At 63.8% G+C, this 18,450-nt stretch carries 20 protein-coding genes; all 20 read left to right on the forward strand.

The genetic code is table 11. The features are described from left to right. Nucleotides 1-44 precede the first annotated feature (44 nt). The 20 genes from ndhC to QU596_RS01745 all read left to right on the forward strand — a co-directional run bounded on the left by ndhC (nt 45) and on the right by QU596_RS01745 (nt 18,450). Entirely contained in the window at nt 45-422 is a 378-nt protein-coding gene (gene ndhC / locus QU596_RS01650; RefSeq protein WP_308516639.1) for an NADH-quinone oxidoreductase subunit A, read from the forward strand. Beyond that, nucleotides 413-994 (forward strand): NuoB/complex I 20 kDa subunit family protein, encoded by a 582-nt coding sequence (locus tag QU596_RS01655; RefSeq protein WP_308516641.1) that lies wholly within the window; start codon nt 413-415, stop codon nt 992-994. Before ndhC ends, QU596_RS01655 begins: the two co-directional genes overlap by 10 nt. Then, nucleotides 994-1,845, forward strand: coding sequence for an NADH-quinone oxidoreductase subunit C (locus QU596_RS01660; RefSeq protein WP_308516642.1), 852 nt, complete (start codon nt 994-996; stop codon nt 1,843-1,845). The genes QU596_RS01655 and QU596_RS01660 overlap by 1 nt, the downstream gene beginning before the upstream one ends. Then, nucleotides 1,842-3,116, forward strand: coding sequence for an NADH-quinone oxidoreductase subunit D (locus QU596_RS01665; protein ID WP_308516643.1), 1,275 nt, complete (start codon nt 1,842-1,844; stop codon nt 3,114-3,116). Before QU596_RS01660 ends, QU596_RS01665 begins: the two co-directional genes overlap by 4 nt. Continuing rightward, nucleotides 3,113-3,559, forward strand: coding sequence for a hypothetical protein (locus tag QU596_RS01670; protein ID WP_308516645.1), 447 nt, complete (start codon nt 3,113-3,115; stop codon nt 3,557-3,559). The genes QU596_RS01665 and QU596_RS01670 overlap by 4 nt, the downstream gene beginning before the upstream one ends. After that, nucleotides 3,559-4,251, forward strand: a complete 693-nt coding sequence (locus QU596_RS01675) for a complex I 24 kDa subunit family protein (protein WP_308516646.1) — start codon at nt 3,559-3,561, stop codon at nt 4,249-4,251. The genes QU596_RS01670 and QU596_RS01675 overlap by 1 nt, the downstream gene beginning before the upstream one ends. After that, on the forward strand, nt 4,248-4,394 hold the full coding sequence (locus tag QU596_RS01680; protein ID WP_308516647.1) for a hypothetical protein: 147 nt from the start codon (nt 4,248-4,250) through the stop codon (nt 4,392-4,394). The genes QU596_RS01675 and QU596_RS01680 overlap by 4 nt, the downstream gene beginning before the upstream one ends. Further along, entirely contained in the window at nt 4,394-5,704 is a 1,311-nt protein-coding gene (nuoF, locus tag QU596_RS01685) for an NADH-quinone oxidoreductase subunit NuoF (protein WP_308516648.1), read from the forward strand. Before QU596_RS01680 ends, nuoF begins: the two co-directional genes overlap by 1 nt. Beyond that, a complete protein-coding gene (locus QU596_RS01690) occupies nt 5,701-5,835 on the forward strand; it encodes a hypothetical protein (protein ID WP_308516649.1) in 135 nt (44 codons plus the stop codon). Before nuoF ends, QU596_RS01690 begins: the two co-directional genes overlap by 4 nt. Next, nucleotides 5,828-7,837 (forward strand): NADH-quinone oxidoreductase subunit NuoG, encoded by a 2,010-nt coding sequence (gene nuoG, locus QU596_RS01695; protein WP_308516651.1) that lies wholly within the window; start codon nt 5,828-5,830, stop codon nt 7,835-7,837. The genes QU596_RS01690 and nuoG overlap by 8 nt, the downstream gene beginning before the upstream one ends. Next, nucleotides 7,834-8,892, forward strand: a complete 1,059-nt coding sequence (nuoH, locus tag QU596_RS01700) for an NADH-quinone oxidoreductase subunit NuoH (protein WP_308516653.1) — start codon at nt 7,834-7,836, stop codon at nt 8,890-8,892. The genes nuoG and nuoH overlap by 4 nt, the downstream gene beginning before the upstream one ends. Further along, nucleotides 8,889-9,371 (forward strand): NADH-quinone oxidoreductase subunit NuoI, encoded by a 483-nt coding sequence (gene nuoI / locus QU596_RS01705; RefSeq protein ID WP_308516654.1) that lies wholly within the window; start codon nt 8,889-8,891, stop codon nt 9,369-9,371. Before nuoH ends, nuoI begins: the two co-directional genes overlap by 4 nt. A gap of 24 nt (nt 9,372-9,395) precedes the next feature. Further along, complete coding sequence (locus QU596_RS01710) at nt 9,396-10,001, forward strand: NADH-quinone oxidoreductase subunit J (protein WP_308516656.1); 606 nt, start codon at nt 9,396-9,398, stop codon at nt 9,999-10,001. After that, the gene (nuoK, locus tag QU596_RS01715) at nt 9,998-10,303 is read left to right on the forward strand and encodes an NADH-quinone oxidoreductase subunit NuoK (RefSeq protein WP_308516657.1); all 306 of its coding nucleotides are present in this window, start codon (nt 9,998-10,000) and stop codon (nt 10,301-10,303) included. Before QU596_RS01710 ends, nuoK begins: the two co-directional genes overlap by 4 nt. Then, nucleotides 10,303-12,348, forward strand: coding sequence for an NADH-quinone oxidoreductase subunit L (gene nuoL, locus QU596_RS01720; protein ID WP_308516659.1), 2,046 nt, complete (start codon nt 10,303-10,305; stop codon nt 12,346-12,348). Before nuoK ends, nuoL begins: the two co-directional genes overlap by 1 nt. Continuing rightward, nucleotides 12,345-13,868 carry an NADH-quinone oxidoreductase subunit M gene (locus QU596_RS01725; RefSeq protein ID WP_308516660.1) on the forward strand — a complete coding sequence of 508 codons (1,524 nt, stop codon included), beginning with the start codon at nt 12,345-12,347 and terminating at the stop codon, nt 13,866-13,868. The genes nuoL and QU596_RS01725 overlap by 4 nt, the downstream gene beginning before the upstream one ends. Beyond that, a complete protein-coding gene (gene nuoN / locus QU596_RS01730; RefSeq protein WP_308516662.1) occupies nt 13,868-15,301 on the forward strand; it encodes an NADH-quinone oxidoreductase subunit NuoN in 1,434 nt (477 codons plus the stop codon). Before QU596_RS01725 ends, nuoN begins: the two co-directional genes overlap by 1 nt. Before the next feature lie 65 nt (nt 15,302-15,366). After that, nucleotides 15,367-15,987: a biotin--[acetyl-CoA-carboxylase] ligase gene (locus tag QU596_RS01735; protein WP_420030948.1), complete on the forward strand. Its 621-nt coding sequence runs from the start codon at nt 15,367-15,369 to the stop codon at nt 15,985-15,987. 29 nt (nt 15,988-16,016) lie between these two features. Further along, on the forward strand, nt 16,017-16,802 hold the full coding sequence (locus QU596_RS01740) for a type III pantothenate kinase (protein ID WP_308516664.1): 786 nt from the start codon (nt 16,017-16,019) through the stop codon (nt 16,800-16,802). Between the two features lie 10 nt (nt 16,803-16,812). After that, the gene (locus tag QU596_RS01745) at nt 16,813-18,450 is read left to right on the forward strand and encodes a ribonuclease J (RefSeq protein WP_308516666.1); all 1,638 of its coding nucleotides are present in this window, start codon (nt 16,813-16,815) and stop codon (nt 18,448-18,450) included.

An 18,450-nucleotide genomic window follows, 5' to 3' on the forward strand; every position in this document is an offset into this window, starting at 1 on the left:
CTGTCCTAAAGCGCGCCCAAGTTTTCGTCCCCGGGAGTATTTCCTTGGCAAGTGTTGCCGCCGGCTACCTGCCGATCCTGCTGTTCCTGATCGTCGCGCTGGGCCTGTCCGGCGCGTTCGTCGTGCTGCCGATGATCGTGTCGCGCCTGACCGGCACGCATCGTCCCGATCCCGCCAAGCTCAGCGAATATGAATGCGGCTTTCCGGCGTTCGAGGATGCCCGCGCCGAGTTCGACGTCCGCTTCTACCTGGTGGCGATTCTTTTCATCGTTTTCGACCTTGAAGCCGCGTTCCTGTTTCCCTGGGCAGTCAGCCTTGATTTCACCCGATGGACGGGCTGGACGGCCATGGTCGTGTTCCTCGTCGAACTAGGTCTTGGCCTTGCCTATGCCTGGAAGAAGGGAGCGCTCGAATGGGAGTGATGCTTCGTCCCGGCGAAGACCGCATGCCGTCCGAGGAAGAGCTGGCGCGGATCGCCGGACTCGTCCCCGGCGAAGTCGATCAGGCCAAGCTTCTCGAGGTTCAGCAGTCGCTCAACGAAAAAGGCTTCATGGTCACGACGACCGAAGACCTGTTCACCTGGGCGCGTACCGGGTCGCTGTGGTGGATGACCTTCGGCTTGGCGTGCTGCGCGGTCGAGATGATCCATGTGAACATGCCGCGCTATGACCTTGAAAGGTTTGGCGTCGCCCCGCGCGCGAGCCCGCGTCAGTCGGACGTGATGATCGTCGCTGGCACGCTCTGCAACAAGATGGCGCCGGCGCTGCGCCGGGTCTACGATCAGATGAGCGAGCCACGCTACGTCATCTCCATGGGCAGCTGCGCCAATGGCGGCGGCTATTATCACTACAGCTATTCGGTGGTCCGCGGCTGCGATCGTATCGTGCCCGTGGACATCTACGTCCCGGGCTGTCCGCCAACCGCCGAGGCGCTGCTCTACGGCATCCTTCAGCTTCAGCGGAAAATTCGCCGCGAAGGGACGATCACGCGCTAATGGCCTCGTCCGCGCCTCGTTACGCCGACGCGCCGCCGTCGCTTGGCAAGCTTGCCAAGGCGACACCGCGCGAGGGCATTGAAACGGCGTTCGACGTCGCCCGCGAGGATCTGATTTCGGTGATGACGGCGCTGCGCGATACGCATCAATATCAGCAGCTGATGGAAATCGCTGGCGTCGATTTTCCGGATCGCGTCGAGCGCTTCGAGGTCGTCTACTGTCTTCTATCGCTGACGAAGAACCATCGCGTTCGTGTGCACGTCAGCACCGATGAGCAAACGCCCGTGCCGAGCGTCACCGGGCTGTGGCCGGTCGCCGGCTGGCTCGAGCGTGAAGTCTTCGACATGTACGGCGTCGCGTTCACCGGCAATGACGATCTTCGCCGTATCCTCACCGACTATGGCTTCGAGGGCTATCCGCAGCGCAAGGACTTTCCGCTGACGGGCCACGTGGAGCTTCGTTACTCCGAAGCGGAAAAGCGGGTCGTTTACGAGCCGGTGTCGCTGCCGCAAGACTTCCGCAGCTTCGATTTCCTGATGCCGTGGGAAGGTCCGGAATATCGCCTGCCGGGCGATGAGAAGGCCCAGCCGGAGCAAGCCGGTGCGCCGACGCCCGCCCCCGCGCCAACCAAAACGCAGCCCACGAACGTGAAAACGACCGTGAAGCCCGAGGCGCGTGAAAAGCCTTACGCCATGGACAACGAAGAGCGCTCGCGGGCCGGCGCCAAGGAAGCCGACGCCGAAGCGCGGAAGCCGGCCAAGGCGAAGGCGGCGAAGGAAGTCAGCAAGCCCGGCCCGACCGCGCCGAAGAAGTCGCCGGCCAAGCCGCGCAAGCCGAAGGGTGATGCATGACCGACGTCCGGGACGAACTGCGCCCAGGCAAGCGGCGGGTGGAAGTCGATGTGGGCGCTGGCGGCGAGGGCGCCGAACTCGGCCATCCGCGCGACCCCGGCGACGAGACGATCAGCAATTACACGATCAACTTTGGCCCACAGCATCCGGCGGCGCACGGCGTTCTTCGCCTGATCATGGAGCTTGACGGCGAGATCGTCGAGCGCGTCGATCCGCACGTCGGACTGCTCCACCGCGGCACCGAGAAGCTGATCGAATACAAGACCTACGCCCAGGCGCTGCCGTACTTCGATCGCCTCGATTACTGCTCGCCGATGTGCATGGAGCACAGCTTCGTGCTCGCCGCGGAGAAGCTGCTCGGGCTCGAGATCCCGATCCGCGCCCAGTACATCCGCGTGCTGATGGCGGAGATCACCCGCATCTCCAACCACATGCTCAACCTTGGCAGCCACATCATGGACGTCGGCGCGATGACGCCGAACCTGTGGCTGTTCGAGCTGCGCGAAGACATCATGCAGATCTACGAGCATGTGTCCGGCGCGCGCATGCATGCGAACTATTTCCGCGTTGGCGGCGTGCGCGAGGACATCCCGCCCGCCGTGCTCGACAAGATCGGAGAGTTTCTCGATAACCGTCTGAAATTGTACGAAGATGCGATCAGCCTCGTCGCTGACAACCGCATCTTCAAGCAGCGCAATGTCGACATCGGCGTGGTCAGCCGGGACGATGCGATCGCGTGGGGCTTCTCCGGCCCGATGATCCGCGCCGCGGGCATCCCGTGGGACATCCGTCGCAGCCAGCCGTACGAAGTCTATGACAAGATGGACTTCGAGATCCCGGTCGGCACCAATGGCGATTGCTACGACCGCTTCATGGTTCGCGTCGAAGAGGTCCGGCAGAGCTTCAAGATCGCGCGCCAGTGCCTGCAGCAGATGCCGGCCGGTCCGATTGGCGCCGACAGCAAGGTGTTTCCGCCCAGCCGCGCGTCGATGAAGACGTCGATGGAAGCGCTGATCCACCACTTCAAGCTGTACACTGAGGGCTATCACGTTCCCGCGGGCGAGGTTTACGTCGCTACCGAAAGTCCGAAGGGCGAGTTCGGCGTGTATCTGGTCGCCGACGGCACCAATAAGCCGTATCGCTGCAAGATTCGCCCAACCGGTTTCTCGCACCTGCAGGCGATGGATTTCATGATGAAGGGCCACATGCTGGCCGACACGACCGCCGTCTTGTCCGCGATCGACGTCGTGTTCGGGGAGGTTGATCGGTGATCCAGATCCTCCTCACCCTACTTGCTGCGGTGACGCCGGATATCGGTCCGGAGCCATATCCGCTTAGTGGGCATGCCACGGCAGAGGGCGCCAAAGTGACCGTCATACGTCTGCTCGGGGCGGTAAGGGCCAAAAACGATGCGGCTTATGATAAGATAGCGCGGGGAATGGCTTTGCTACTGGCGCCCGACATGGCGATGAAGCTTGATCGCACGCAGTTTGAGCAAATTTTTGCCAGCTGCAATTCTTTGCGGGTGGTTAGCTCTCGACCTTTTCCCAATTCTCCGGCGGCGCAAGCCGTTCGGATTGAGATGATGTGCACGGATAAGGATCGCGCAAGGCCCCAGCCGGGGGCCGCGGATATCATGGCTGATAATGATCACGCGTTCGCGATCTATCCGGGGAGTGCTGACCGAATGTTGCCCCTTAAGGCACCACAATAATGGCCGGCCAGGGTTCCTTCATCGACGACGCCGAACAGCGTGCGCGCTGGGAAGGCTTTGCGTGGACCGATGCCAACGCGAAGACGGCGAAGACGCTGATTGCGCGCTATCCGGCGGGACGGCAGCAATCGGCGGTAATCCCGTTGCTCGATCTCGCGCAACGGCAGGTCGGCGCGGAGACGAATACCCAGGGTTGGCTGCCGATCCCGGTGATGGAGTTCGTCGGCCGCGAGCTCGGCATGCCGTACGTTCACGTGCTGGAGGTCGCGACCTTCTACACGATGTTCAACATGCATCCGGTCGGCCGCTTCCATGTCCAGGTGTGCGGAACGACACCGTGCATGCTGCGCGGCTCGGACGATGTGTTCACCGCTTGCGCCAAGCGCGGGCTGAAGAAGGGCAAGACGACGAAGGACGGTCTGTTCACGCTGACCGAGGTCGAGTGCCTGGGCGCATGCGCGAACGCGCCGATGGTCCAGATCAACGACGACAATTACGAGGACCTGACCGAGGAAAGCATGGGTGCGATCCTCGACGCGCTGGCCGAGGGCAAGACACCCAAGCCGGGCCCGCAGGTCGATCGCCAGACCAGCTGCCCCGAAGGCGGCCCGACGACGCTGAAGAAAATGGCCGAGCGCAATTACGACTATCGCCCGCAATGGACGGCGACTGCCGGGGAGGGCGCGCAATGATCGGGCTGATCATCGCAGTCATCATCGGCATTCTGCTGATCGGCATCGTGCTGAAGATCGTGAAGCTCGCGATCATTCTCGCGCTTGGCGTCGGGATCGTGATGTTCGCGCAAAATAAGTTCGGTCAGAAGCGGATCCGCTGATGGGCTATACGGGACCACTGGCGGACAAGGACCGCATCTTCACCAACCTCTACGGCTTCCAGGAGCCGTGGCTAAAGGCTGCGCAGGCGCGCGGCGACTGGGACAACACTAAGGGCCTCGTCGGTCTCGGCGAAGAGACCATCATCGAAAAGATCAAGGCGTCTGGCCTGCGCGGTCGCGGCGGCGCGGGCTTCCCGACCGGCATGAAATGGAGCTTCATGCCCAAAGAGCCCAAGCCGGGTAAGCCGAACTTTCTGGTCATCAATGCCGACGAATCCGAACCCGGCAGCTGCAAGGACCGCGAGATCATCCGCCACGATCCGCACAAGCTGATCGAAGGTGCGTTGATCGCCAGCTTCGCGATGCGGGCGCGCGCCGCCTACATCTACATCCGCGGCGAATTCATTCAGGAATCCCGCGTGTTGGAGCGCGCGGTTGCCGAGGCCTATGAAGCCGGTTTGCTCGGCAAGAATGCCGCCGGCACGGGCTACGACTTCGACCTGTTCGTCCACCGCGGCGCGGGCGCCTACATCTGCGGCGAAGAGACCGCGATGCTCGAAAGCCTCGAGGGCAAGCGTGGCAATCCGCGGCTGAAGCCGCCGTTCCCGGCCGGCGCGGGCCTCTACGGCTGCCCGACCACGGTCAACAACGTCGAAAGTATCGCCGTCGTCCCGACCATCCTGCGCCGTTCGCCAGAATGGTTCGCCGGCATCGGCCGCGAGAAGAATGAAGGCACCAAGCTGTTCCAGCTGTCGGGCCACATCAACACGCCGTGCACCGTCGAGGAATCGATGGGTATCAGCTTCCGCGAGCTGATCGACCGCCACGGCGGCGGCATCCGCGGCGGCTGGGACAATCTGCTCGCAGTGATCCCCGGCGGATCGTCGGTTCCGCTGGTCCCGGCGGCCGAGATCATGGACGCGCCGATGGACTTCGACGGGCTGAAGGCGCTTGGGTCGGGTCTCGGCACCGCGGCGGTGATCGTCATGGACAAGTCGACCGACGTCGTCCGCGCGATCAGCCGTATCAGCTATTTCTACAAGCACGAAAGCTGCGGCCAATGCACGCCGTGCCGCGAGGGCACCGGCTGGATGTGGCGCATGATGGAGCGCCTGCGCGAAGGCGACGCCGACGTGGGTGAGATCGACAAGCTCTACGACGTCACCAAGCAGGTCGAAGGCCACACCATCTGCGCGCTTGGCGACGCCGCCGCCTGGCCGATCCAGGGCCTGATCCGCCACTTCCGTCCCGAACTCGAGCGCCGCATCGCCGAACATTCCGGCCGCCGCATGCTGGAGGCCGCGGAATGACCACGCAAACCCTCATCATCGTCGTCGTGATCGTCGTCGCGCTGATCGCCGTCCTGGCGGCGCGCAGCGGCGGGCCGCGGGTTACGCATATCGAAACGCGCCGAGAGAAGGACGGAGGCGAGGATGCCTAAGGTCACCGTCGACGGCGTCGAGCTGGAGGTCCCGCAGGGCGCGACCGTGCTCCAGGCCTGCGAGCTGGCGGGCAAGGAGATTCCGCGCTTCTGCTATCACGAGCGGCTGAGCATCGCCGGCAACTGCCGCATGTGCCTGGTCGAAGTGGCGCCGGGACCGCCCAAGCCGCAGGCGAGCTGCGCGCTGCCTGCCGCCGACGGCCAGACGATCCGCACCGACACCGCGATGGTCAAGAAGGCGCGCGAAGGGGTGATGGAGTTCCTGCTCATCAATCACCCGCTCGATTGCCCGATCTGCGACCAGGGCGGCGAATGCGACCTGCAGGACCAGGCCATGGCCTATGGCCGCAGCGGCTCACGGTTCGAAGAGAACAAGCGGGCGATCGACGACAAGTACATGGGTCCGGTCATCAAGACCTCGATGACCCGCTGCATCCAGTGCACGCGCTGCATCCGCTTCTCGGAAGAGGTCGCGGGCGTCGACGAGATCGGCATGCTGTACCGCGGCGAGGACAGCCAGATCACGTCCTACCTCGAAAACGCCGTTGGCGGCGAGCTCGCGGGCAATCTTGCCGACGTGTGCCCGGTCGGGGCGCTGTTGCAGAAGCCGCAGAGCTTCGAGACCCGCCCGTGGGAATTGAAGAAGGTGCCCGGGATCGACGTCATGGACGCGGTGGGCTCCAACATCCGCCTCGACGTGCGCCAGCGCCAGGTGATGCGCATCCTGCCGCGCATCAACGAGGACGTGAACGAGGAGTGGATCAGCGACAAGACGCGCCACCACGTCGACGCGCTCGTCCGTAACCGTCTCGACCGGCCGTGGGTGCGCGAGGGCGGCAAGCTGCGTCAGGCGAGCTGGACGGAAGCGCTCGAGCTGTTCGCTTCGCGTCTGAAAAAGGCGGGAGACAAGGTCGCGGCGGTCGCCGGCGATCTGCTCGACGCGGAGACGATGTATGCAGCGAAGGCGCTGCTCGCGGGGCAGGGATCGACCCTACTCGAGGGGCGCCAGACCGGGCTCGATTACGACACCAGTTCGCTCGGCGCGGTTGCGTTCAACTCGACGATTGCCGGCATCGAGAGCGCCGACATCGTCCTGCTAATCGGCTCCAACATCCGCTGGGAAGCGCCGCTGATCGCCACCCGCATCCGCAAGGTTGCGCGCAAGGGCGGTCGTGTGTTCGCAATCGGCCCGCAGGTCGATCTCGGCATGAAGGTCGAATGGCTCGGCGATGATCTGAAGCTGCTCGGCAAGCTGCCCAAGGAGGCGCAGGACGCGTTCGCGAAGGCGGAGCGTCCGGCGGTCGTAGTCGGCCCTGGCGCGCTAGGAGCAGGTGGTTTTGGCGCCGCGCTCGCGCTGGCGGGCTCGCTGAACTTGGTCCGCGATGGATGGATCGGCTTCAACGTCGTCCACACTGCGGCCTCCCGCATGGCCGGCATCATTCTCGGCTATGCTCAGAAGGGCGGCATCGCCGATCTCGAAGCGGCCAAGCCCGAACTCGTCCTGCTGCTCGGCGCCGACGAAGTTTCAGCCGACCGCTTCAAGGGCGCCTTCAAGGTCTATATCGGCCATCACGGTGACGCCGGCGCGCGGCAGGCGGACCTCGTGTTGCCCGGCGCGACCTATGCTGAAAAGCACGGCACCTACGTCAATACCGAAGGCCGGGTGCAGCGCGGCGAGAAGGCGGCCTTCCCACCGGGCGAGGCGCGCGAGGACTGGACGATCCTGCGGGCAGTCAGTGAGCTGGCCGGCAACAAGCTGCCCTTCGACAGCTTCGCGGACCTCCGCCGTCAGATGATCGCGGCGCACCCGGAGCTCGGCCGGGAAGGTCTGATAGACATGCCGTGGTCGCCGCCCAAGCTCTCCGCCAAGGCGGAAGGCGCGGTCCGCTATCCGATCGGCGACTTCTTCCTGACCAACGCCATCTGCCGCAACAGCCCAACCATGCAGCGCTGCTCGGAAGAGCTGGTGCGTGGCGTGCAGTTCCAGGAAGCGGCCGAATGATCGAGACCTTCCAGCACTGGGGCCTCAACTACGATTGGGCGTGGTTCCTCGCCACGATCATCGGCATCCTAGTGATTGCCCTGCCGCTGATGCTGGCGGTGGCGATGATCATCTACGCTGACCGCAAGATCTGGGCGGCGATGGCGCTCCGCCGTGGTCCGAACGTGGTCGGCCCGTGGGGTCTGCTGCAAAGCTTCGCCGACGGGCTGAAGGTCTTCCTCAAGGAAACCATCATCCCGACCAGCGCGAACAAGGGCCTGTTCCTGATCGCGCCGATCGTGACGTTCACCACCGCTCTAATCGTCTGGGCCGTCGTGCCGTTCGCGCCCGGTGTGGTGCTCGCGAACATCAACGTCGGACTGCTCTACATCCTCGCGGCAAGCTCGCTCGGCGTTTACGGCGTGATTGTCGCCGGCTGGGCGTCCAACTCGAAATATCCATTCTTCTCGGCGCTCCGCGCGGCCGCGCAGATGGTCAGCTACGAGGTCTCGATCGGCTTCGTCCTGATCTGCGTCGTGCTCTACGCGAACACGTTCAACATGAGCGGGATCGTCATGGCGCAGCAGGGTCACAAGCTCTGGGGCCTGCTTAACGGCTTTGGCTTCAATCCCTTGCTGTTCCCGATGGCCGTCGTGTTTCTGATCAGCTCGATGGCCGAGACCTTCCGCACGCCTTTCGACCTGGTCGAGGCGGAGAGCGAGCTCGTCGCCGGTCACCAGACCGAATATTCCTCGATGAGCTTCGCGCTCTTCTGGCTCGGTGAGTACGGCAACGTCATCCTGATGTGCGCGCTCAACGCCGTGCTGTTCTGGGGTGGCTGGTTGCCGCCGGTGAACTGGGCGCCGCTGTACCTCATCCCCGGTATCATCTGGCTATTCGCCAAGATGCTGTTCTTCTTCTTCGTATTCAGCTGGGTGAAGGCGACCGTGCCGCGGTACCGCTACGACCAGTTGATGCGGCTTGGCTGGAAGATTTTCCTGCCGCTGTCGCTGCTCTTCGTCATTCTCGTGTCTGGATGGTTGATGCTGACCCGTTACGGAGGAGCGCCGCTATGATCGCGCGCACCCTCAAGGCCTTTACGCTGTGGGAATTCCTGCGGGCCCACGCGCTGACGCTGAAGTATTTCTTCAAGCCCAAGGCGACGATCAACTATCCGTACGAGAAGGTACCGCAGAGCCCACGCTTCCGCGGTGAGCATGCGCTGCGCCGTTATCCGAACGGCGAAGAGCGCTGCATTGCCTGCAAGTTGTGCGAGGCGATCTGCCCCGCTCTCGCGATTACTATCGAATCCGAACCGCGCGAGGACGGCAGCCGCCGCACCACGCGTTACGACATCGACATGGTGAAGTGCATCTATTGCGGGCTGTGCCAGGAGGCCTGCCCGGTCGATGCGATCGTCGAAGGGCCGAACCTCGAATTCGCGACCGAAACGCGGGAGGAACTGCTCTACGACAAGGCGAAATTGCTGGCCAATGGCGACAAGTGGGAACAGGCGATTGCCGCCAACCTTGCCGCCGATGCGCCCTACCGATAAGCGCGCCGCAACAGGGTCCCTCGCTTGATTTCAATCCTCGCCTTTTGGTTGTTCGCAATCCTCACGATCGCTTCGGCGGTGCTGGTGATCTTTGCCCGCAACCCGGTGCACAGCGTGCTGTGGCTGATCGTGTCATTTTTCAACGCGGCGGGCCTGATGCTGCTGCTGGGCGCCGAGTTCATCGCGATGTTGCTAGTCATCGTCTATGTCGGCGCGGTCGCGGTGCTGTTCCTGTTCGTGGTCATGATGCTCGACATCGACTTCGCGCAGCTACGCAGCGGGTTCACGCGCAACCTGCCATTCGGAATCATCATCGCCATCGTGCTGCTCGCGGAAGTGCTCGTCGCGCTGACCGCGTGGAAAGCTGGCCCGGCGCTGAGCGGCCGTGCCATCCCGGAGACGGCGACGCCGAACATCGTTGCGCTCGGGCAACTTCTGTACAGCCGTTATCTGTTCGCGTTCGAGCTTGCGGGGTTGATCCTGCTGGTCGCCATGATCGGGGCAATCGTACTGACTCACCGCAGCCGCCGCGACACGCGCCAACAAAAGATATCAAAGCAAATCGATCGCCGTCCGAGCGAAGCGATCCGGAATACAAGCCCGGGCGTAGGCGAGGGGATGCAGCTGTGATCGGGCTTGGTCATTATCTCGCCGTCGCCGCGATCCTCTTCACGATCGGCGTGCTCGGCATCTTCCTCAATCGTCGCAACGTCATCCTTATGCTGATGGCGATCGAGTTGATTTTGCTCGCGGTGAATATCAACCTCGTGGCCTTCTCAGCCTATCTCGGTGACCTCACGGGACAGGTGCTGGCGATGTTCGTGCTGACCGTCGCAGCCGCCGAAGCCGCGATCGGCCTCGCCATTCTCGTCATTTTCTTCCGTCGCCGCGGCTCCATCGCCGTTGATGACGTCAACCGGATGCACGGCTGATGCACCCCGTATTGTTTATCGTCTTCCTGCCGCTGCTGGCGTCGATCATCGCGGGTCTGTTCGGCCGCTGGATCGGCAAGACCGCCGCCAAAGCCATCACCACCGCTTCGCTGTTCATCGGCGCTGCACTGAGCTGGCCGATCTTCCTGTCCTACATCGCGGGCAACGCGGCCCCGGTCGTGGTGCCGGTGCTGACGTGGATCCAGTCCGGCACGCTGACGGTAGACTGGGCGCTTCGCGTCGACAGCCTGACCGCGGTCATGCTGGTCGTCGTCACCAGCGTGTCCAGCCTCGTGCACCTCTACAGCTGGGGGTACATGGCCGAAGACCCCAGCCAGCCGCGCTTTTTCTCTTATCTGTCGCTGTTCAGCTTTGCGATGCTAATGCTGGTCACCGCCGACAGCCTGGTGCAGATGTTCTTCGGCTGGGAAGGCGTCGGCCTCGCATCCTACCTGCTGATCGGCTTCTGGTATCACAAGCCGTCCGCCAACGCGGCCGCGCTCAAGGCGTTCGTCGTCAACCGCGTCGGCGACTTCGGCTTTTCGCTCGGCATTTTCGGCACCTTCCTGGTGTTCGGTACCGTCTCGATCCCGGCGATCCTCGCCGCGGCGCCGGGCATGGGCGGCTCGACGATCGGCTTTGCTGGCATGCGCGCCGACACGATGACCATACTCTGCCTGCTCCTCTTCATCGGCGCGATGGGCAAGTCGGCGCAGCTTGGCCTGCACACCTGGCTCCCGGACGCGATGGAAGGCCCGACGCCGGTTAGCGCGCTCATCCACGCAGCGACGATGGTCACTGCCGGCGTCTTCATGGTCTGCCGCCTGTCGCCGATGTTCGAGACGTCGGTCACCGCGATGCACGTCGTCACCTACGTCGGCGCCGCGACCTGCATCTTCGCGGCGACCGTCGGGTGCGCGCAGAACGACATCAAGCGCGTCGTCGCTTATTCGACCTGCTCGCAGCTCGGCTACATGTTCTTCGCGGCGGGCGTCGGCGCGTACGGCGCCGCGATGTTCCACTTGTTCACGCACGCCTTCTTCAAGGCGCTGCTATTCCTCGGTGCCGGCTCGGTCATCCACGCCATGCACCACGAACAGGACATGCGTTACTATGGCGCGCTCCGTAAGGAGATCCCGATTACCTTTTGGGTAATGGTCATCGGCACGCTGGCGATCACCGGTGTCGGTGTCGCGGGCATCGGTTTCGCCGGCTTCTGGTCGAAGGACGCGATCCTGGAGAGCGCCTGGGCCAGCGGCTCCGTGCCCGGCACGATCGCCTTTTGGCTTGGCGCGCTCGCGGCGCTGCTGACCAGTTTCTATTCCTGGCGCCTGATCTTCCTGACCTTCTTCGGCGATGCGCGCTGGGCGGCGTCCGAGCACATCCAGCACGCGCTTCATGGCGATCACCATGATCATCCGGACGAAGAGCATGGCGACAGCGCCCACACGCCGGCGCACGTTTCGACGGGCACGGGCGGCTACCATCCGCACGAAAGCCCGCTGCCGATGCTGGTGCCGATCGCGCTGCTCGCCATCGGAGCGCTGCTGGCTGGCCAGATCTTCCACGACATCTTCGTTGGTGGCGATCGCGCGCCCGAGTTCTGGCGCGCCAGCATCGCGTTCAACGAGCATTTGGCGCACGCCGCGCACGGGTCGCCCGAGTGGGTGAAGCTTACGCCGACGATCGTCATGCTGATTGGCCTCTGGATCGCTTGGAACAACTACATCCGCGCGCCCGGTTCGTCCGACCGCTTCGTCGCGACCTTCCCCGGCATCTACAAGTTCGTCGCCAACAAATGGTATTTCGACGAGCTCTACAATTTTCTCTTCGTCCGCCCTGCATTGTGGCTCGGCCGTCTGTTTTGGAAGCGCGGTGACGAAGGGACGATCGACCGGTTCGGACCGCATGGCGCGGCCTATGCCGTCGGTGTCGGCAATCGCATCGCGGCCCGCGTGCAGTCCGGTTACCTCTATTCCTACGCGCTCGTCATGCTGCTCGGCCTGATCGGCGCGGCGACCTGGGCCATCTGGTGGGCGAAATGACCGGCGTTCCCTGGCTGACCATTCTTATTGCGGTTCCGCTGATCGCCGGCGCGCTCTGCCTTTTCGCGAGCGCGAACGTGGCGCGGTGGATCGCGCTCATCGCGACGCTCGTCTGCCTGGAAATCGGCATCGACCTGTGGCTGATGTTCGACCCGAACGGCCCGCAATGGCAGTTTGTCGAGCGCATCAGCCTCGGCGGCGGCATCAACTGGTCGCTCGGCATCGACGGCATCGCGCTGCTGCTGATCGTTCTGTCGGTGTTCCTCATGCCGATCTGCATCGGCGCAAGCTGGCGCTCGATCGAAAAGCGCGTACCCGAATACATGGCTGCCTTCCTGCTGATGGAAGCGCTGATGATCGGCGTGTTCGCCGCGCAGGACCTGTTCCTGTTCTACATCTTCTTCGAAGGCGGCCTGATCCCGATGTACCTGATCATCGGCATCTGGGGCGGCGCCGAGCGGATCAAGGCGAGCTACAAGTTCTTCCTCTACACCCTGCTCGGCTCGGTGCTGATGCTGATCGCCATGCTCTACATTGTGACCACCGCGCACACGAGCTTCATCCCCGACCTGATGGCGTACAACTTCCCGGTCGGGGTGCAGAAGTGGCTGTGGCTGGCATTCTTCGCCAGCTTCGCGGTGAAGATGCCGATGTGGCCGGTCCACACCTGGTTGCCCGACGCGCACGTGCAGGCGCCGACCGCGGGCTCGGTCATCCTGGCCGGCGTGCTGCTGAAGATGGGCGGTTACGGCTTCATCCGCTTCTCGTTGCCGATGTTCCCCGAAGGCTCGGCAATGTTCGTGCCGTTGGTGTTCGCGCTTTCGGGTATCGCGGTCGTCTACACCAGCCTCGTCGCGCTCGTGCAGCGCGACATGAAGAAGCTCATCGCTTATTCGTCCGTCGCGCACATGGCGTTCGTGACTTTCGGCCTGTTCGCCATGAACCGGCAGGGCCTTGAAGGGGCGATGCTGGTCATGCTCGGTCACGGCCTCGTGTCGGGCGCGCTCTTCCTGTGCGTCGGCGTCGTCTACGACCGCCTGCATACGCGGGAAATCGGCCGCTACGGCGGGCTGGCCGACAACATGCCGGGCTATGCGCTGCTGTTCATGCTGTTCACCATGGCCAGCGTTGGCCTGCCGGGTACGAGCAATTTCGTTGGCGAATTCCTGGCGCTGGTCGGCACCTACCATGCGTCCAGCTGGGCAGCGGTGGTCGCCACGACCGGCATCATCCTCGGCGCGGCCTACATGCTGTGGCTCTATTGGCGCATTTGTTTCGGCACGCAGCGCAATGCCGATGCCGCGGCCATGCCCGACCTGAACGTCCGCGAATGGTGGCTGCTGGCGCCCGTCGCCGCCGCCGTCTTCTGGATGGGTGTCTATCCCGAAAGCTTCCTCGCCCCCATGCGCAACGACATCGGCCGCCTGACGCAGCGCCTCGAACATGTCGCGCCGCGCGGGGACTCGGCACTGACCCTCGGCAAGGGCGCGGTCCACGCCGAGCATGGAGCGCACCACTAATGCTTCGTCTCGCTCCCATTCTGCCCGAGCTTATCCTGTCGCTCGGCGGCGTCGTCCTGATGATGGTCGCAGCCTTCGTGGGCCGCCGCGGCTCCGGCATTACCAGTTGGCTCGCGATTGCGCTGCTTCTGGGAGCCACCTTCGCACTGATCGGTGCGCCGTCGCACGCTGGCCTCCTTTTCGAAGGCTTCGTCGCCGCGGACCTATTCGCCAGTTTCGGCAAGGCGATCATCTTCCCCGCGGCCGCCGTTGCGATCATTGCTGCCCATGGCTGGTTCGAGCGCGGCACTGAGCATTCCGCCGAGTATCCGGTGCTGATCATCCTCAGCGCGGTCGGCATGAGCGTGATGGTCTCCGCGACGAGTCTGATTGCCCTTTACGTTGGCCTCGAACTGCAGAGCCTCGCCGCCTACGTGCTCGCCTCCTATCGCCGGACCGACGAGCGGTCGGCCGAAGCGGGACTCAAATATTTCGTGCTCGGCGCGCTCGCGAGCGGCATTCTGCTCTACGGCATCTCGCTGCTTTACGGCTTCACGGGCACGATGAGCTTCAATGGTCTGGCCGCCGCGTTCGGCCGCGAGGCGCCGTCGCTCGGATTGCTCTTCGGCCTGGTGTTCATTCTCGCCGGTCTGGCTTTCAAGATCAGCGCGGTACCGTTCCACATGTGGACACCGGACGTCTACGAAGGTGCGCCGACGCCCGTCACCGCCTTCTTTGCTTCGGCCCCCAAGGTAGCGGCCGTTCTGCTCGCAACGCGCCTGTGCGTTGCGGGTCTTGGCCCGGCTACCGACGCTTGGCGCCAGATCGTCATCTTCGCTTCGCTGGCTTCGATCTTCCTCGGCGCCATCGCCGCTTACGGTCAGACCAACATCAAGCGCCTGCTGGCCTATTCGTCGATCAACAACGTCGGTTTCGCCCTCGTTGGTCTCGCCGCCGCGGGCCCACGCGGAGCCTCCTCAGTTCTGTTCTATATGGCTGTTTACGTCGTCATGACGCTCGGCGCCTTCCTCTGCGTGCTGTGGATGCGCGATGCCGAGGGGCGTCCGGTCGAAAGCGTCGCAAGCCTGTCCGGCCTGTCGCAGACCCGTCCCGGGTTCGCGGCAGCGTTGACCGTCTTTATGTTCAGCCTCGCGGGCATTCCGCCCTTCTTCGGGTTCTGGCCCAAGTTGCTGGTCTTCACCGCGGCGGTGGACGCCGGCTACATCGCGCTGGCCGTGGCGGCGATTCTCGGCACCGTGATCGGCGCTTATTACTATCTGCGCATCATCAAGGTGATGTGGATGGATGAGCCCGCCGAACCCTACGCCAAGGCGCGGCAGCCGCTGCAGGGAGCGCTGATTTTCCTCGCTGCGATTCTCGTGTCTCCGATCGGCTATTTGCTCATCGGCCCGCTCGGTGCCTTGACCGACCGCGCTGCAGGAAGCCTTTTCTGACGCGCATCCGCATCGTCGAGCAGACCGGCTCGACCAACGCCGACCTGATCGCCGACCACCAGGCCATCGAAGGCGATTGGCTAGTCGCGCTCGAACAAGTGTCGGGCAGGGGGCGGCAGGGCCGCAACTGGTCGTCATCACCCGGCAATTTTTATGGCAGCACGCTCGTTCAGCTTCGTGCCGACGATCCGCCCGCGCATATTGTGTCGCTGGTTGCCGGACTCGCGCTGATCGAGGCTATCGATACCGCTGTTCCCAATCAGCCGCTGATGCTCAAATGGCCGAACGATCTCATGCTGCTCGGCCGCAAGATGGCCGGCATCCTGCTCGAACGGAGCGGCGAGCGCGTCGCCATCGGGTTCGGCGTCAACCTCGCGTCTGCGCCCGATCTTCCGGACCGCCAGGCTGCCTCGCTGACCGGCGAAGTCGCCCCTCAAGCCTTCGCTCCGCTGCTCGCCGGCAGCTTCGCACGGCTCCTTGAGCTTTGGCGGCAAAGCCAACCAGCGCACATCGCCCAGGCGTGGCTCACGCGCGCGCATCCGGTCGGCACGCCGCTCGCGGTGCATGCCGGAAGCGACGACGTGCGTTCGGGGCGCTTCGACGGTCTTGAACCCGACGGCGCCCTGCGGCTTCGCCGCGACGACGGCGCACTCGACATCGTGCGTGCCGGGGATGTCGTGTTGTGAACACTCCCCGACATGGGTAGGGCGCGGCGATGATTTTGGCGGTCGATGTCGGCAACACGAACCTGGTCTTCGCCTTGGTCGACGGCGGGAAAATCAAAGCCCGCTGGCGGATTGCGACAGATCCGCGCCGGACGGCCGACGAATACTCCGTCTGGCTACACCAGCTGTTTGAGCTGGAAGGGTTTAGCCGCGACGATGTGGATGGCGTCATCATCGGCACCGTCGTCCCGCGCGCGCTTCACAACCTGAAGGTCCTGTCCGAAAAATACTTCCGCAAGACGCCGCTGGTTGCAGGGCAGGGTGATGCCGCCTGGCCGATGGCGCTCGAAGTAGACGAGCCGCACAATGTTGGTGCCGATCGCGCGCTTAACGTCATTGCCGCTCACGCGCGACATGACGGCGACCTTTGCGTTATCGACTTCGGTACGGCGACCACCTTCGACCTGGTCACCCCAACCGGCGCTTACGCCGGTGGCATCATCGCACCGGGCATCAACCTCTCGCTCGACGCCCTCGTCAGCGCGGCTGCCAAGCTACCGCGCATCGCAATCGAAGCTCCGGCCACGGACAGCGTCATCGGCCGCACGACCGAGAGCCAGATGATCATTGGCATCTACTGGGGCTATGTCGCGATGATCGAGGGTCTGGCGGCACGCATGAAGATGGAGATCGGCCGCCCGCTGAAGGTCGTCGCCACCGGTGGCCTCGCGACCCTGTTCGACAAGCATACCGACGCGTTCGACGCGATTGAGCCCGACCTCACCATCCAGGGGTTGAGCTTGCTGTACGACCACGCGATGCGCAGCCCGAAATGAGCCTTCCAGAATGATCCCCGGCGAAGAATTGCTGTTCGTCGCGCTCGGCGGCTCGGGCGAGATTGGCATGAACGTCAATCTCTATGGCTGTCGTGGCCAGTGGCTGATGGTCGATCTTGGCCTGACCTTTGCCGACCCCAGCTATCCGGGCATCGACCTCATCTTGCCCGACCTTGAGTTCATCGAGAAGCAGCAGGATCGCCTTACGGGGATTGTCCTGACCCACGGTCATGAAGACCACATCGGCGCGCTACCCTACCTCGCTGAAGAGCTGAAGGTGCCGCTGTACGCGACGCCATTCACCGCGGGGCTAATCGCCGGCAAGCTTGAAGAGGAGGGCCTGACCGGACAGGTCAAGCTCAACGTCGTGGAGCGCGGCGGCAGCATCGAGCTGGGCCCGTTCCGCGTCAGCTTCGTCGCGTTGTCGCACTCAATCCCCGAGGGCAATGGCGTGTTGATCGAAACGCCGTTCGGGAATGTCTTCCACACTGGCGACTGGAAGATCGATGAAACCCCCGTCATCGGAGAAGCACCTAGCGTCGAAGCGCTAACGTCGATCGGCGATCGCGGCGTGCTCGCGCTCGTCTGCGATTCCACCAACGTCTTTCAAGACAAGCCTTCGGGATCCGAAGAGAGCGTCCACGCTGGGCTCTTGGCGAAGACTCTGGAAGCCAAAGGTCGCGTGCTTGTGACGACCTTCGCGTCCAACGCCGCGCGGCTGCAGACTATTGGCCGCGTCGCGCGGGAAACGGGCAGGCAGCTGTGCATCGCGGGCCGCTCGCTCGACCGGATCCTGCGCGTTGCCCAATCCACCGGCTACCTCAAAGATTTCCCTCCGCCGATCGGCTTCGACGAGGCAATGCGGCTGCCGAAGCGCGAGGTGATGATCATTGCCACGGGTGGTCAGGGCGAGCCTCGCGCCGCACTCGGCCGCATCGCCAGCGGGACGCACGACCTGAAGCTTAGCGAGGGCGATACCGTCATTTTCTCGTCGCGCGTCATCCCCGGCAATGAAGTCTCAATCGGTCGCATCATGAACCAGCTATCCGACCTTGGCGTCCGCATCGTCACGGAGCGTCAGGCGCACGTGCACGTCTCCGGGCATCCGGGCCGGCCCGAGCTCATCGAGATGTATAATTGGGTTCGCCCGCAGATCGTCGTGCCGGTGCACGGCGAAACGCGACATCTTGCCGAGCAGGCGCGTGTCGCGATCGGTCATGGCATCCCGCAAGCCGTCGTGCAGAAGAACGGCGATGTGATCCGGCTTGCGCCGGGCGATCCAAAGAAGGTCGATGAAGTCCGCGTGGGTCAGCTAGTGCTCGACGGTGACGTCATCCTTCCTGCGGACGGTCAGACTGTGAACGAGCGCCGCCGCATCGGTTTCAGCGGCTTGATTACCGTAGCCGTCCCTGTCGGCAGCAACGGCGAATTGACTGGCGCACCGCTCGTCCGGCCGTTTGGCGTCCCTGTAGAAGAGGATCGCGACGACTTCGTTGCGGATGCTACTGACGCGGCCACTAAAGCTTTCACGCCGCGTGGCGATGAAGAAAAGGTTCGCGAGGCTGTTCGGCTAGCCGTCCGGCGCTGCGCCACGCTGTGGACGGGCAAGAAGCCGCTCGTCGAGGTCACGATGATGCAGGTGGCTTGA

Source organism: Sphingomonas flavescens, from assembly GCF_030866745.1.
Taxonomy (GTDB): Bacteria; Pseudomonadota; Alphaproteobacteria; order Sphingomonadales; family Sphingomonadaceae; genus Sphingomicrobium; species Sphingomicrobium flavescens.